Source organism: Streptomyces sp. NBRC 110028, assembly GCF_001417735.1.
Taxonomy (GTDB): domain Bacteria; phylum Actinomycetota; class Actinomycetes; order Streptomycetales; family Streptomycetaceae; genus Streptomyces.
Genome location: NZ_BBUZ01000025.1, coordinates 390949 through 404491 on the forward strand (window position 1 = coordinate 390949; position 13543 = coordinate 404491).

General features: G+C 72.4%; 13 protein-coding genes and 1 riboswitch. Of the genes, 5 read left to right on the plus strand and 8 right to left on the minus strand.

Going from position 1 to position 13543, the window contains the following annotated elements:
* Window positions 1-22 precede the first annotated feature (22 nt).
* On the plus strand, window positions 23-697 hold the full coding sequence (locus ASC60_RS14390) for a superoxide dismutase family protein (protein WP_063787131.1): 675 nt from the start codon (window positions 23-25) through the stop codon (window positions 695-697).
* Between the two features lie 17 nt (window positions 698-714).
* On the opposite strand, the gene ASC60_RS14395 is transcribed toward ASC60_RS14390, so the two are convergent.
* Window positions 715-1947 (minus strand): cytochrome P450, encoded by a 1233-nt coding sequence (locus tag ASC60_RS14395; protein ID WP_055550712.1) that lies wholly within the window; start codon window positions 1945-1947, stop codon window positions 715-717.
* Window positions 1948-2185: 238 nt separating this feature from the next.
* On the opposite strand from ASC60_RS14395, the gene ASC60_RS14400 reads away from it, so the two are divergent.
* A complete protein-coding gene (locus ASC60_RS14400; RefSeq protein WP_055550713.1) occupies window positions 2186-3355 on the plus strand; it encodes a steroid 3-ketoacyl-CoA thiolase in 1170 nt (389 codons plus the stop codon).
* A gap of 125 nt (window positions 3356-3480) precedes the next feature.
* Window positions 3481-4026 (plus strand): hypothetical protein, encoded by a 546-nt coding sequence (locus ASC60_RS14405; protein WP_055550715.1) that lies wholly within the window; start codon window positions 3481-3483, stop codon window positions 4024-4026.
* A 55-nt stretch (window positions 4027-4081) separates the two neighbouring features.
* Here ASC60_RS14405 and ASC60_RS14410 read toward each other — a convergent pair whose 3' ends face one another.
* The 5 genes from ASC60_RS14410 to ASC60_RS14430 are packed head-to-tail and all read right to left on the minus strand — an operon-like array spanning window position 4082 to window position 9567.
* Window positions 4082-4906, minus strand: a complete 825-nt coding sequence (locus ASC60_RS14410; protein ID WP_055550717.1) for an ECF transporter S component — start codon at window positions 4904-4906, stop codon at window positions 4082-4084.
* Window positions 4903-6525 (minus strand): ABC transporter ATP-binding protein, encoded by a 1623-nt coding sequence (locus ASC60_RS14415; RefSeq protein ID WP_055550719.1) that lies wholly within the window; start codon window positions 6523-6525, stop codon window positions 4903-4905. The genes ASC60_RS14410 and ASC60_RS14415 overlap by 4 nt, the downstream gene beginning before the upstream one ends.
* Entirely contained in the window at window positions 6522-7670 is a 1149-nt protein-coding gene (locus ASC60_RS14420; protein ID WP_055550721.1) for a CbiQ family ECF transporter T component, read from the minus strand. Before ASC60_RS14420 ends, ASC60_RS14415 begins: the two co-directional genes overlap by 4 nt.
* A complete protein-coding gene (locus ASC60_RS14425; protein ID WP_055550723.1) occupies window positions 7667-8314 on the minus strand; it encodes an SCO2322 family protein in 648 nt (215 codons plus the stop codon). Before ASC60_RS14425 ends, ASC60_RS14420 begins: the two co-directional genes overlap by 4 nt.
* On the minus strand, window positions 8314-9567 hold the full coding sequence (locus tag ASC60_RS14430; RefSeq protein ID WP_055550726.1) for a prenyltransferase/squalene oxidase repeat-containing protein: 1254 nt from the start codon (window positions 9565-9567) through the stop codon (window positions 8314-8316). The genes ASC60_RS14425 and ASC60_RS14430 overlap by 1 nt, the downstream gene beginning before the upstream one ends.
* A gap of 165 nt (window positions 9568-9732) precedes the next feature.
* Window positions 9733-9811: riboswitch (cobalamin riboswitch) on the minus strand.
* Between the two features lie 234 nt (window positions 9812-10045).
* Here ASC60_RS14430 and ASC60_RS14435 point away from each other — a divergent pair.
* Both ASC60_RS14435 and ASC60_RS14440 read left to right on the plus strand, forming a co-directional pair.
* Entirely contained in the window at window positions 10046-10444 is a 399-nt protein-coding gene (locus ASC60_RS14435) for a hypothetical protein (protein ID WP_370592912.1), read from the plus strand.
* Window positions 10445-10806: 362 nt separating this feature from the next.
* A complete protein-coding gene (locus ASC60_RS14440) occupies window positions 10807-11931 on the plus strand; it encodes an LCP family protein (protein WP_079038394.1) in 1125 nt (374 codons plus the stop codon).
* Window positions 11932-11946: 15 nt separating this feature from the next.
* Here the strand turns inward: ASC60_RS14440 and ASC60_RS14445 are convergent, their stop codons facing one another.
* Both ASC60_RS14445 and ASC60_RS14450 read right to left on the minus strand, forming a co-directional pair.
* Window positions 11947-12342: a nitroreductase/quinone reductase family protein gene (locus ASC60_RS14445; RefSeq protein ID WP_055550729.1), complete on the minus strand. Its 396-nt coding sequence runs from the start codon at window positions 12340-12342 to the stop codon at window positions 11947-11949.
* A gap of 35 nt (window positions 12343-12377) precedes the next feature.
* Window positions 12378-13430: an MBL fold metallo-hydrolase gene (locus ASC60_RS14450; RefSeq protein WP_055550731.1), complete on the minus strand. Its 1053-nt coding sequence runs from the start codon at window positions 13428-13430 to the stop codon at window positions 12378-12380.
* Window positions 13431-13543: the final 113 nt, after the last annotated feature.

Here is a 13543-nt window from a genome sequence, read left to right on the forward strand (position 1 = left end):
CCGACCAAGGAGGGATCTGAGGATGTCCCTGGTAACGGCGGCCGCCGCAGCGCTGGCCGCATCGATGGCCGTCATCTCACCCACGGTCGCCGCGCCGAGCGACACGCACGACCCTTCGCCGAATCCCACGGCGTTCGTCCTGGAGCGGTTCCGGCCGGCCTCGGCGGCTCAGGGCACCAGTGGCGCGGTGACGTACGACAAGACCCTCGTGCCCACGAGCGCCGTGGTACTCGTCGCGGAGCTGCGGCTCCCGGGGAAGTGGCACGGGGAGATGATGCGGGACCACGGGATGCAGGACCACGAGATGCGGGACCACGGGATGCACGGGATGCCGCCGCGCGGCACGTTCGTCTTCCTGGCCCTGCGCGGGGTCGCACCGGACCACCGCTTCGGGATACACGTGCACACCAGGCCGTGCGGCTCCAAACCCGACTCCTCCGGCCCGCACTACCAGAACATGAAGGACCCGAAGCAGCCGTCCACGAACCCCAAGTACGCCAATCCGCACAATGAGATGTGGCTCGGCGCCACCACCAACAGCAGTGGCGACGCCCGCGCCAAGTCCTGGGTGAAGTGGCACTTCAGGCCGGGTGAGGCGCGCTCGGTGGTGATCCACGAGCATGGCACCGCCACGCAGACGGGGCACGCGGGCATGGCCGGGAACCGGGTGGCCTGCATCAACGTGCCGTTCAAGTGACGCCGGGCGGTGATGGGCTACGCGTAGCTCACCCGCAGCTCCTTGATGCCGTTCAGCCAGGCCGACCGCAGCCGCCGGGGCGCGCCGGTGAGGCGGATGCCGGGGAGGGTGTCCGCGATCGCGTTGAAGATGAGCCGGATCTCCAGTTCGGCCAGGCTCCTGCCGAGGCAGAAGTGCGGTCCGCCGCCGCCGAAGCCGAGGTGGGGGTTGGGGTCGCGGGTGATGTCGAAGACCTCGGGGCGGTCGAAGACCTCGGGGTCGTTGTTGGCGGAGGAGTAGAACACGCCGACCCGCTGGCCCGCCCGGATGGACCGGCCGCCGAGGGTGGTGTCCTGGGTGGCGGTGCGCTGGAAGGACATCACGGGGGTGGCCCACCGGACGATCTCGTCGGCGGCGGTGGCGGGGCGCTCGCGCCGGAACAGCTCCCACTGGTCGGGGTGGGTGAGGAAGGCGTGCATGCCGTGGCTGATGGCGTTGCGGGTGGTCTCGTTGCCCGCCACGGCCAGCAGCAGCACGAAGAAGCCGAACTCGTCGGAGCCCAGGTTGCCCTGGTCCTCGGCGGCGACCAGGGCGCTGACGATGTCCTCGGCGGGGCACTGCTTGCGGTCGGAGGCCAGGTTCATGGCGTACGAGATCAGCTCCATGGCCGACTCGGCGCCGATCTCCTCGGTGATGGCCAGCTCCGGGTCGTCGTACGCGACCATCTTGTTGGACCAGTCGAAGATCTTGGACCGGTCCTGCTGGGGGATGCCGATCAGCTCGGCGATGGCCTGGAGGGGGAGTTCGCAGGCGATGTCGGTGACGAAGTCGCCGGTGCCGTTCTCCTTGGCGGCCGCCACGATGCGTACGGCGCGGTCGTGGAGGGCGTCCTCCAGGGAGCGGATCGCGCGCGGGGTGAAGCCGCGCTGGACGATCTGGCGGACCCGGGTGTGTTCGGGCGGGTCCATGTTGAGCATGATCAGCTTCTGGACCTCGATCTGGTCGCGCTGGATGTGCTCGTTGAAGCGGATGATCGCGGTGTTGCGGTGCGAGGAGAAGATCTCGGGCCGGGTCGAGACCTCCTTGACGTCGGCGTGCCGGGTGACGGCCCAGTAGCCGTCGTCGTCGTACCCGGCGATGCCGTGCCGCTGGGGGATCCAGGACACGGGGGCCGTCTGCCGCAGCTGGGCGAACTCGGGGAGTGGCACCCGGTGCTGATGGAGGTCGGGGTCGGTGAAGTCGAAGCCTTCGGGGAGCGCTGGACAGGACATCGGCCACTCCAAGATCTGACGGCCTATCAGAAAGTGTCCAGAAGGTAGTAACGGGTTCTATAACTAGCAAGGGCCATGACGGTCCTTCTTGAGGCGGACGCTTCAACTCGCCCTGTGCACAACCCTTGCGCCGTCAGGGCGGGCCTCAGCAAACTGAGCGAAGAACTAGAACGCGTACTAGTTCTGGCGCGGGCGCTGCCGGGAGCCCCCGCGGACGCGATGGAGAAGAGGACGAGTCATGGCCGCGGAACCCGTCATCGTCGAAGCCGTGCGCACCCCCATCGGAAGGCGTGGAGGCGCGCTCGCCAATCTCCACCCCGCCTATCTCCTCGGGGAAACCTACCGCGAACTCCTCGCCCGCACCGGCATCCAGCCCGACTGTGTCGAGCAGATCGTCGGCGGTACGGTCACCCACGCGGGCGAACAGTCCATGAACCCCGCGCGCAACGCCTGGCTGGCCATGGGCCTGCCGTACGAGACGGCCGCGACGACCGTGGACTGCCAGTGCGGCTCCTCCCAGCAGGCCAACCACATGGTGGCCACGATGGTCGCCACCGGCGTCATCGACATCGGCATCGGCTGCGGCGTCGAGGCCATGTCGCGGGTGCCGCTCGGCAGCGGCTCCAAGCACGGGCCGGGAAAGCCGTACCCCGACGAGTGGAACGTCGACCTCCCCAACCAGTTCGAGGCCGCCGAGCGGATCGCCCGGCGGCGCGGGCTCACCCGGGGACACGTGGACTCCCTCGGCCTCCTCTCCCAGGAGCGCGCGGCCCGGGCCTGGGCCGAGGAGCGCTTCAAGCGCGAGACCTTCGCGGTGCAGGTGCCCACCACCGAGGAGGAGCAGGCCGCCGGAGAGGGCATGTGGCGGGCCGTCGACCGGGACGAGGGGCTGCGCGACACCAGCATGGAGGCGCTGGCCGGGCTCAAGCCCGTCATGCCGACCGCCGTGCACACGGCCGGCAACTCCTCCCAGATCTCGGACGGCGCGTGCGCGGTGCTGTGGGCGTCCAAGCGGATGGCCCGCGCGCTGAAGCTGCGGCCCCGCGCCCGGATCGTGGCCCAGGCCCTGGTCGGCACCGATCCGCACTACCACCTGGACGGACCCGTGGACGCGACCCGGGCCGTGCTGGGGAAGGCCGGGATGACGCTGGGGGACATCGACGTGATCGAGATCAACGAGGCGTTCGCGTCCGTCGTGCTGTCCTGGGCGCGGGTCTTCGAACAGGATCTGGAGAAGGTGAACGTCAACGGCGGCGCCATCGCGCTCGGCCACCCGGTGGGGGCGACGGGGGCCCGGCTGATCACCACGGCGCTGCACGAACTGGAGCGGACGGACAAGGAGTTCGCGCTCATCACGATGTGCGCGGGCGGGGCGCTGGCGACCGGGACGATCCTTCAGCGGCTCTGATTCTTCTTCGAGCGATGCTCGACCGGTGGGTGGCTAGCCTCTGGCATCTCATCGGATCGGCCGCTTGAGGTGATGTGTGCTGTTATCACCTTTCGCGTGGCCGGAGTCGAAAGGGAAGCGACGACATGTCAGCTCGCCGAATGCTCACCGGTACGTTCCTGGGGCTGGGAGCCCTGCTCATGGTCTCGACCGCGGTCGCTCCGGCGGCCACCGCGGCGCCCGTCCCCGTGACCACCCTCAATTGCGACGGTGACACCTATAAGTGCACGGCCGGTCTGCGGTTCGGCGACGGCAGGTGGTTCGCGGACTGGAATGCGAACGTCTTCCACCAGAGCGCGGCCCGGAGCGCGTCCGCCCAGTCCGCCGAGTCCGCCCAGTCCGCCGAGTCGGTGCGGGCGCCCGTCCCGGTGACGACCCTCAATTGCGACGGTGACACCTATAAGTGCACGGCCGGTCTGCGGTTCGGCGACGGCAGGTGGGTCGCCCAGTGGGACGCGCGGGTCTTCCACCAGGCGGGGGCGCAGGCGATGAAGGCGCCGCGGGGCGAGGCCGCGCCCGTCCCGGTGACGGCCCTGAACTGTGACGGCGACACCGGCCTGTGCACGGCCAACCTCCAGTTCGGTGACGGCAGGTGGGCCGCCCAGTGGGGGGCCAGGATCTTCCACCAGTAAACGGACCCGCGACGGGCGGGCCCGGTGCGCGACGGGGCGCACCGGGCCCGCCTCGTCATGGGCGCTCGAACGCCACCGGCGCCTCGAACGCCGCCCGGCGCGTGGCGCGCCGCAACGCCCCCAGGACCGGCCCGCCGAGGGTGAGGGTCAGCGCCACCGTCACCACCGCGCGCGGCAGATCCCAGCCGAGCGAGGTCGCCAGGCAGTACGCCACGAAACGGGCCAGGTTCGCGCCGACCGCGTCGCCCGGCACATAGCTGATCCCCGAGGACATCCCCTGCGTCAGGGTCCAGCCCTGGAGGTTCATCGCCGTCCCGTACGCCACGGACGCGACCGCCCCGTACACCGCGAGCAGCACCAGCTCGCGGCGGCCGCGCAGCCGCCCGGCGCCGGGCAGCGCCCCCGCGCCCAGCGCGACCCACCCCATCGCCAGCATCTGGTACGGCATCCACGGCCCGACACCGCCGGTGAGCAGCGCGGAGGCGAACATCGTCACCGCGCCGAGCACGAACCCGAAACCGGGGCCGAGCACCCGCCCCGAGAGCACCATCAGGAAGAACATCGGCTCGATGCCCGCCGTGCCCGCGCCCAGCGGCCGCAGCGCCGCGCCCGCGGCCGCCAGCACCCCGATCATCGCGATGGCCTTCGCGTCCAGACCGGTGTCGGCGATCGTCGCCACGACCACCGCCAGCAGCAGCGGCAGCAGCGCGGCGAACAGCCAGGGCGCGTCGGCGGCGTGGGCGGCGACACCGGAGTGGGCGGGCGCGAAGAGGGGCCAGGCGAACGCGGCGGCGCCGGTCGCGGAGACGAGGGCGAGGGCGAGGAGCGAGCGCGGCCCGAGCCGGACGGCCCGTACCCGGTGGGCGGGGTTCGGGGTCATCGTGTCCGCTCCAGCGCCTCGCGCACCTGCGGCACGGTCAGCCACGGCAGCGGCGCGAGGATCTTCGCGACCTGCGGGGCGAAGGCGGGGGAGGACATCACGACCTCCGCCGTCGGCCCGTCGGCGACCACCTCGCCGTCGGCCAGGATGACGACCCGGTGGGCGAGGTCGGCCGCCAGCTCCACGTCGTGCGTGGCCAGCACGATGGCGTGGCCGTCCGCCGCCAGCCCGCGCAAGCCCCGCGTCAGCCGCGCCTTCGCCGCGTAGTCCAGACCGCGCGTCGGCTCGTCCAGCAGCAGGAGCGGCGGGCGGGCGGTGAGGATGACCGACAGCGCGAGGGCGAGCCGCTGTCCCTCGGACAGATCGCGCGGATGGGTGCCGTCCGCCACCTCGGGCAGCAGGCCCCGGACCAGCTCACGGCAGGTGCCGGGCGCCGCGCCCGCGTCCTCGTCGGCGGCCGCGCACTCGGCCGCCACCGTGTCCGCGTACAGCAGATCGCGCGGCTCCTGCGGTACGAGCCCCACGTGACGCAGGAGTTCGGCGGGTCGGGTGCGGTGCGGTACGAGGCGTTCCGCCCCGACGCGCAGCGTTCCGGCGGCCGGTTCGCGCATCCCGACGAGCGCGGCCAGGAGCGTGGACTTCCCGGCCCCGTTACGGCCCATCAGCGCCACCGTCTCACCGGGCCGCACCGACAGGGTGACCTCACGCAGCGCCTCGACGCGCCCGTGCCGTACGGACAGCCGCTCGGCCCGTCCCGCGGGCGTCCCGTCCGGCGGGTCGTGCGGCACGGGCGGGGCGAGCGGCGCCAGCCGCTCCCGCAGCGCCCCCGCCCTGCGGCGCGCGTCCCGTACGGACAGCGGTACCGGGGCCGTCCACCCCGCGAGGCCGCCCAGCGCCACGACCGGCGGCTGCACGGGCGAGACCGGCATGATCTCGGCCGGTGCGCCGACGACCGGGGGCGCGCCGGGGGCGGGCAGCAGGATCACCTGGTCCGCGTACTGCACGACCCGCTCCAGCCGGTGTTCGGCCATCAGCACCGTCGTGCCCAGGTCGTGCACCAGCCGCTGCAGCACGGCCAGCACCTCTTCCGCGGCGGCGGGGTCGAGGGCCGAGGTGGGCTCGTCCAGGACCAGGACCTGCGGGTGCGTGGTGAGCACCGAGCCGATCGCGACCCGCTGCCGCTGCCCGCCGGAGAGCGTCGCGATGGGCCGGTCGCGCAGCTCGGCCAGGCCGAGGAGGTCGAGGGTCTCCTCCACGCGGCGGCGCATCGTGTCGGGCGGCAGGCCCAGTGACTCCATCCCGTAGGCCAGCTCGTCCTCGACGGTGTCGGTGACGAAGTGCGCGAGGGGGTCCTGGCCCACGGTGCCGACGGCATCGGCCAGTTCGCGGGGCTTGTGGGTGCGGGTGTCCCGGCCCGCGACCGTGACCCGGCCGCGCAGGGTGCCCCCGCTGAAGTGCGGCACCAGCCCGGAGACGGCGTTCAGAAGTGTCGACTTGCCGACTCCGGAGGGGCCGATCAGCAGGGCCAGCTCACCTTCCGCAACGGTGAGGTCCACCCCGTGGAGGGCGGGCCGGGCGGCGCCGTCGTAGGTGACGGACACCTGCTCGAAGCGGATCACTGCGGGACCTCCTCGGGGTCGGGTGGGGGAGCGGGGGCGACGAACGCCGGGAGCAGCCCCAGCAGGACCCCCGCCGCGGGCCACAGCGGCAGGTCCGGCGCGGTGAGCGGAACGGCGGGCGGATTCAGGGAGCCCGGTGCGGACGAGGCGGCCCAGACCATGACCGCGGCGACCGCCACCCCCGACCCCGACACCAGCCACGCCCGCGTCCCCCACCGGTCCGGCCGGTAGCGGCTGCGGACCGACCGGCGCCCGCCCAGCCACAGCCCGCTCAGCGCGGCGAGGAGCCCGGCCAGCAGCAGCGGCAGACCGTACGCCGCGCCCTGCGAGGACAGCAGCCCGTACGTACCGCAGCAGACCCCGAGCAGTCCGCCCAGCGTCAGCGCGGCCGTCGTACGGCGCACCGCGGGCGGGACCCGCGCGGTCCGGCCGTAACCGCGCGCGTCCATCGCCGCCGCCAGCGCCACGGACCGCTCCAACGCGCCCTCCAGCACCGGAAGCCCCACCTGGAGCAGCGCCTTCACCCCACGGTCGGGGCGGCCCCGCAGCCGTCGCGCCGCGCGCAGCCGCTGGACGTCCGCCACCAGATGCGGCGCGAAAGTCATCGCCACGACCACCGCCACCCCCGCCTCGTACAGCGCGCCCGGCAGCGACTTGAGCAGCCGCGCCGGGCTGGCCAGCGCGTTCGCCGCGCCGACGCAGACCAGCAGCGTGGCCAGCCGCAGCCCCTCGTACAGCGCGAACACCAGCCCCTCGGCCGTGACCCGCCCCCCGATCCGCACCCCCCGCGCCCAGTCGGGCAGCGGCACTTCGGGCAGCGTGAACAGCACCCGCGTGCTCGGGATCGGCGAGCCGAAGAACAGCGCGAAGAGGAGCCGGATCGCCAGCACGGCCAGCCCGAGCCTCAGGAACGCGGCGTAACTGCGGGCCCAGGGCGCGTCGGTGCGGCGCACGGCCACGACATAGCCCGCGACGGCGACGATCAGCCCGAGCAGCAGCGGATTGGTGGTCCGTGACGCGGCCGTGCCCAGCCCCAGCGCCCACACCCACCACGCCCCGGCGTGCAGCGCGCCCCCACGACGCGGGGCGGGGGCACCCCGGAGCGCCGTGCGGCTCAGGGCGTCCCGCGCGCCCACCGCGGTCATGTCCGGCGGCGGCGTGTCTGCCACACCGCCGCGGCGGCCAGGCCGAGCACGACGGCCACGCCGCCCATCAGCCCGGCCGACGGGCCGCCGCCCTCGCCCGTATCGCCGCCGCCGGTGTCCTTGCCCGAGGCCACCGGCTCCCCGCAGCCCGACCTCGGGTAGCCGGCGATGGCGCACAGCAGGGCCGAGGAGTTGTAGCGCAGCGGCTTCGCGACCGCCGCCAGCGCCTCACCGGCCGTCGCGTTCTCACCCACCCGCGCGCACGCGGTACGGGACCTCGGCGGCGTACGGCCGTCCGGCGCGTCCCGCCCGGTGCCGAAGTCGAGGACGACCGCGATCCGCTTCGTGCCGCCCTCGGCGGGCGCATCCGCGTCGCAGACCGTGCCGAAACGGGCCGTGCCACGGGGCCGGGAGGCGTTCTGCGAGTCCTCGCTGACGGCGAAGCGGAAGCCGATCATGTCGCCGTCGCCGGGACGGACGGCGGAGGGGCCCCGCGTCGCGTACGTCCAGCCACCGTCCCCGCCCCGCTGCCAGAACGACCAGTAGCGGTACCCCTCGGCCTGCGCGGGCGCGGCACCGGCGAGCACGGCCACGAGGGGCAGAAGGACGACAGGAAGCAGCCGGATCGCCGAGCGGCCGGCCATCAAAGCCGCTGCTTCCTACGGCCGCTGAACAGGAAACCTATGCCCATGCCGGCCACCGCGCAGCTTCCCACGATCCACCAGAGGCCGCCCGTGCCGCTGCCGGACTTCTCGTCCTCCTTCTCCGACGTCTCCGAAGTCCGCTGCGCGGCGGGCTCGGGGCCGGTGGCGTTCAGCCGCTGTACGAGGTCGACGTCGCCGAAGTGCCGCGGATCCGCACCGGCCGCGTGCGCCGCGAGCACCAGCTTGGCGAGCGCGCCCGGGTCGCCCTTCGCCCAGGCCGCCGCGCCGCTGTCCTTGCCCTGCAGCCACTGCAGCGGCCTGGCGGCGGCCGCGCTGTGCTCGCCCGCGGCGAGCGCCATGACCGCGTCGGCGGTGGCGCCGAAGTCGGGCTGGGCCTTCGCGCCGGGCGTCGCGGACTTCAGGTGCATGCCGTTGCCGGACATGGTGGTGGAGAGGTAGGCGAGCGCCGCCTCGGAGGCGTCCTCGGGCGTACGGTCCGCGCCGCCCTTGCCCTCGCAGGCCAGCGGCTTGGGCTTCTTGCCGTCGTCCTTGCCTACGGGATCGAAGACGAAGCCCGAACCGCGGGTGGCCAGCGCCGCGCTCACGGTGGCCAGATCGTTGGCGGCGGCCTCGCCCTTGCCGGAGGTGTACGCGAACGCGCCGCGCTGCGCCGCCTTCGCCGAACAGCCCAGCTGCAGCCCGAGCAGCGCGTCGTACGGAGCCTTGCCGCTCGTCCGGTGCGCGACCTCCACCGGGTCCAGACCGGTCGCGGCGAACGCGCCGACCGCGACCGAGGTGGAGTTGGCGTCGCTCGGGCCGCCGGGGTTCATGCCCCAGCCGCCGTCCTCGTTCTGGCTCCGCTTGAGCCAGCCGATGCCCTTCTCCACCGCCGCGGAGCGGCCGCCCACCGCGGCCAGCGCCTGTATCGCGGCCCCGGTCGCGTCCGTGAACTCGCCCTTCTTCGGGTCGCAGGCCTTCCCCGTGTCCGCCCGGTACGCGGCGAAGCCGCCGTCCGCGCACTGCTGCCCGGCGAGCCAGTCGATGGCCGATGTGGCCGGTTTCACCCCCGTCGCGTGCTGGGCGAGCAGCGCGAGCGACTGCCGCCACACCCCGTCGAACGTGGGGTCCTTCGTGCCGTACAGCCCCTCCGGACGCTTGGCGTCATCGGCGGACGCGACAGGCGCGGTGGCCGCCGCGGTCGCGCACAGGGCGGCGGAGACGGCCAGGGCCGCGACGCTGCGACGTACGTTCATGGCTGGGGTGCCTCTCGATCAGGGGCGTTACGCGGCCGCGCACGGCCGCCCACCCGCGTACGGAACACTCCGCCGCGCCGGTGGCGCCGGGCTCAGCTCCGCATCCCACGACGGTGCCGCCGCCGGACACCCGGACGGCGGGAGCCTCCCGCGCCGCGCCCGCCCAGGTGCTCCGGCTCGCACGGCCCGCGGGGGCGCGTGCTCACGGTTGCGGGTCAGCGCCGGACTTCCACCGACTTCCCCTGATCGAACGCGGATGAAGTTCTCCCGCCCACTTTAACCGGACGCCTCACCCGCTGACGACGCCGCGGTCCCGTCCGGCCCGCCCGGCCTCGTCCCGGCAACTCCAATGCGGAATAGCCAAGTTGAAAAATCCGTCCGCCCTTCCCGCTAACGGAATTGGTAACGCGTCGAAAACATCGTTGTGAAACGACCGTGAAGGCGGTTTCGGCAGGTTCGACCCGGCAAAGAGAGGCCCATGAGCAACCCCCATGGCCACATAGCGGATAACGCTTCTCCGTACCAGCACAACCCGAATCCTCCCTACCAGGGAGATCCCGGTCCCCCCGCCCCCCGGCGCCGAGCAGGCAATTCGAGTGGTCGCGGGGCGGATCGGACGGCCTTGATCATTCACAGCCTCGCGGACATCGCCGCCGTTTTCCTGGCGTTGTGGCTCCTGCTGTACTTCCTCGACGCCAACCAGGCGAATGTCTTTGTCGACTTCGTGCACGGCGTGGCGGACTGGCTCGCCGGATGGTCGCAGGACATCTTCACGATGGAGCCCGAAGGTGTGCGCGTCTTCTTCAACTACGCCCTGCCTGCGGTGATTTACCTCGCTATCGGCCACGGCGCCGCGGCGTGGGTGCGGCGGCTCTGACCTCGCGACCGCCGGGGCATCCCCCGCCCGCCGGGGGTGCCCCGTCGTCTCCCGTAGCCCCCGGGTAACACTTTCCGACCGGTCGGCGCTGACGACGATGAGGCTGCCTCAGCGAGAATCGGGCAGCGTAAGCACATGACCACCGGAGGGTCACCGAACGCGCGGAAGAACGGAAGAACGCAGGCGTGCTCGCGATGTGTGAAGATCACGCTGCTTTCTTCCGTGGGTAGTCACGAAAGGAAATCAGACCGCAACTCGGAGATGATGTCTCTGGCGATGCGGCGGTATTTTCCATGCGCTGATGAAGATGCTTTTCTCGTCGACTTGCATTTACTCCCCATGAGTAATGCAGACTGCCGGGCATGCGCCCATATGACAGCAGAAACGATGGTTACCAGAACGCCGCCGCGCGTGCGATGCCGCAGGGCGGGGGGCCCGGCGACCAGCCCCAGTACGGCGTTCCGTCCCAGTACGACGACTACTACGCCGCCGATGAGCCGTACCGGCCACGCCGCCGCGGCCGGACGGTGAAACGGGCCCTGATCACCCTGGTCGTCGTCCTGCTGGTCGCCTCGGTCGCCACGTACTTCTGGGCCGACTCCAAGCTGCGCAAGGAGGTCGACCTCAGCCAGGTGATCGACCGCCCCGAGGCGGGGGACGGCACCAACTACCTCATCGTCGGGTCCGACAGCCGCGAGGGCATGTCGGACCAGCAGAAGAAGGACCTGCACACGGGCTCCGCCGACGGCAAGCGCACGGACTCCATGATGATCCTGCACGACGGCTCCGCCGGTCCGACGCTCATATCCCTGCCGCGCGACTCGAACGTGACCATCCCGAAGTTCCGCGGCTCGGAGTCCGGCCGGATCAAGGGCCCGATGGGCGCCACCAAGCTGAACGCCGCGTACGCCATGGACGGCCCGCAGCTGCTCGTCCGCACCGTCGAGGCCAACACCGGTCTGCACATCGACCACTACGCGGAGGTGGGGTTCTCCGGCTTCGCCAACATCGTGGACGCCATCGGCGGTGTCGACATGAACCTCGGCATGGGCTTCAAGGACAAGCAGGCCGGGGCCGACTTCCAGGCGGGTGAGCAGACGATGAACGGGCGGCAGGCGCTCGCGTTCGTCCGCAGCCGCCACGCGTTCGCCGCCAGTGACCTGGAGCGCACGAAGAACCAGCAGAAGTTCCTGTCCGCCCTCGCGTCCCAGACCGCGGCGCCCGGCACGGTGCTGAACCCCTTCAAGCTCTACCCCGCCATGGGCGCCGGTCTGGACACCCTGATCGTCGACAAGGACATGAACCCGTACTACCTGGCCACGATGTTCCTCGCCATGAAGGACGTCACCAGCGACGGCGGCACGTCCCTGAACATGCCGACCTCCGGCAGCGTCGGCGGCAACCTCCAGTGGGACCGGGCCAAGGTCAAGCAGCTCGTGGAGCAGCTCAACAACGGCGAGCCGGTCACCGTCAGCGACAGCCCCTGAGACGCCCCCGAGCCGTCAGCCGGTGAGGTCGACGCGCACGGTCAGCAGGTCGTTGCCCAGGGTGCGGACCGCGGCCCTGTTGTAGCGGGGGAGGGTCTTGAGGCGGGCGCGGGCGTCGTCCTCGGGGAGGGGATGGGCGGTGCCGGTGTGCCAGATGCCCCCGATGCGGACCCGGACCCTGGGGTCGGCCCGGAGGTTCCGTACGTACTGCGACCTGTCGCCGAACTCCGAGACGAACCAGAACGCGTCGCCGACGCGGCGTCCGCCGACCGGGGTGCGCCGGGGCAGACCGGAGTTACGGCCGGTGGTCTCCAGGAGGGTCTGGAACGGCAGCCGGGAGGCGACCGGGTTGGCGACGCGCCGCTGGAAGGCCGTGACGACGCGGTGCTTGAGCTCGTGGCGGCGGGACATCCTTGGCCCTCTCGTTCGTCGGTCGGGGAAGCGCCTCAGCGCGCCTGGTAGGCGACCGGGTCGGTACCGGGGACGGGCTCGGCCCGGCCCAGGTTGACCAGGCGGCGGAGGTGGGCCTCGGCCTCGGACACGGCGATGTTACGGGAGCCGTAGGGGATGTCGGGCCAGGGACGGTTCCACTCCATGCGCTCGGCGAGCTGCCAGGGGGTGAGCGGCGCGGCGAGGAGGGCGCGCAGGTTTTCGAGCCGGGCCTGGTGGTGGTCGAGGAGGGCCCGGACGCGGGCGGGGGCGTCGGTGAAGGCGTGCTGGTGGGCCGGGAGGACTTCGGCCGGGCCGAGGGCGGCGACGCGCTCCAGTGAGGCGAGGTAGTCGCCGAGGGGGTCGGTGCGGTGGGCGTCGGCCGGGTCCTCGTACAGGCCGATGTGCGGGCTGATCCCGGGGAGCAGATGGTCGCCGGAGAAGAGGCGGCCGTGGCCGCGCGCGGCGGCGTCTTCCCGGGGGTGGGCCTCTTCCAGGTGGAGGCAGACGTGGCCGGGGGTGTGGCCGGGGGTCCAGATGGCGCGGAGCCGGCGGCCGGGGAGGTCGAGGAGCCGGCCGGGGGCGATCTCGCGGTCGGGGAGGGCGGCCCGCCCTCCCGGCAGGTCCGTACGGCCCTCGGCGCGGGCGGCGCGCAGCGGGGCGAGGTGGTCCTCGGGGGCGCCGGCCGCGGCCAGCTTTTCGGCCAGGTAGTCGAGCCAGAGGGTGGGGTCGGCCTCGCGGGTGCGGCGTACGACGTGGGCGTCGGCGCCGTGCATCGCTATCCATGCCCCGGAGGCCTCCCGCACCTGGCCGGAGAGGCCGTGGTGGTCGGGGTGGTGGTGGGTGACGAGGATGCCGTGGATCGCGGAGACGTCGGTGCCGCAGGCGGCCAGCCCGGCGGTGAGGGCGTCCCAGGCGGTCGGATCGTCCCAGCCGGTGTCGATGAGGACCGGGCCGCGGTCGGTGTCCAGGAGGTGGACGAGGGTGTGGCCGAGCGGGTTGTCGGGGATGGGGACGGGGATGCTCCACACCCCGCCGCCGTGGTCGGTGACGTCGGTCGCCTCTGGCACGGGTGCCCCTTTCCGCGAGTGCGGCCGAGCCGCGGCAGCGCGTGCATTGCTGACTATAACGGGAACTGGTATCAGTTCTGATGCATCGTCAGGTCCGCGTGGTGCGGGCAGTC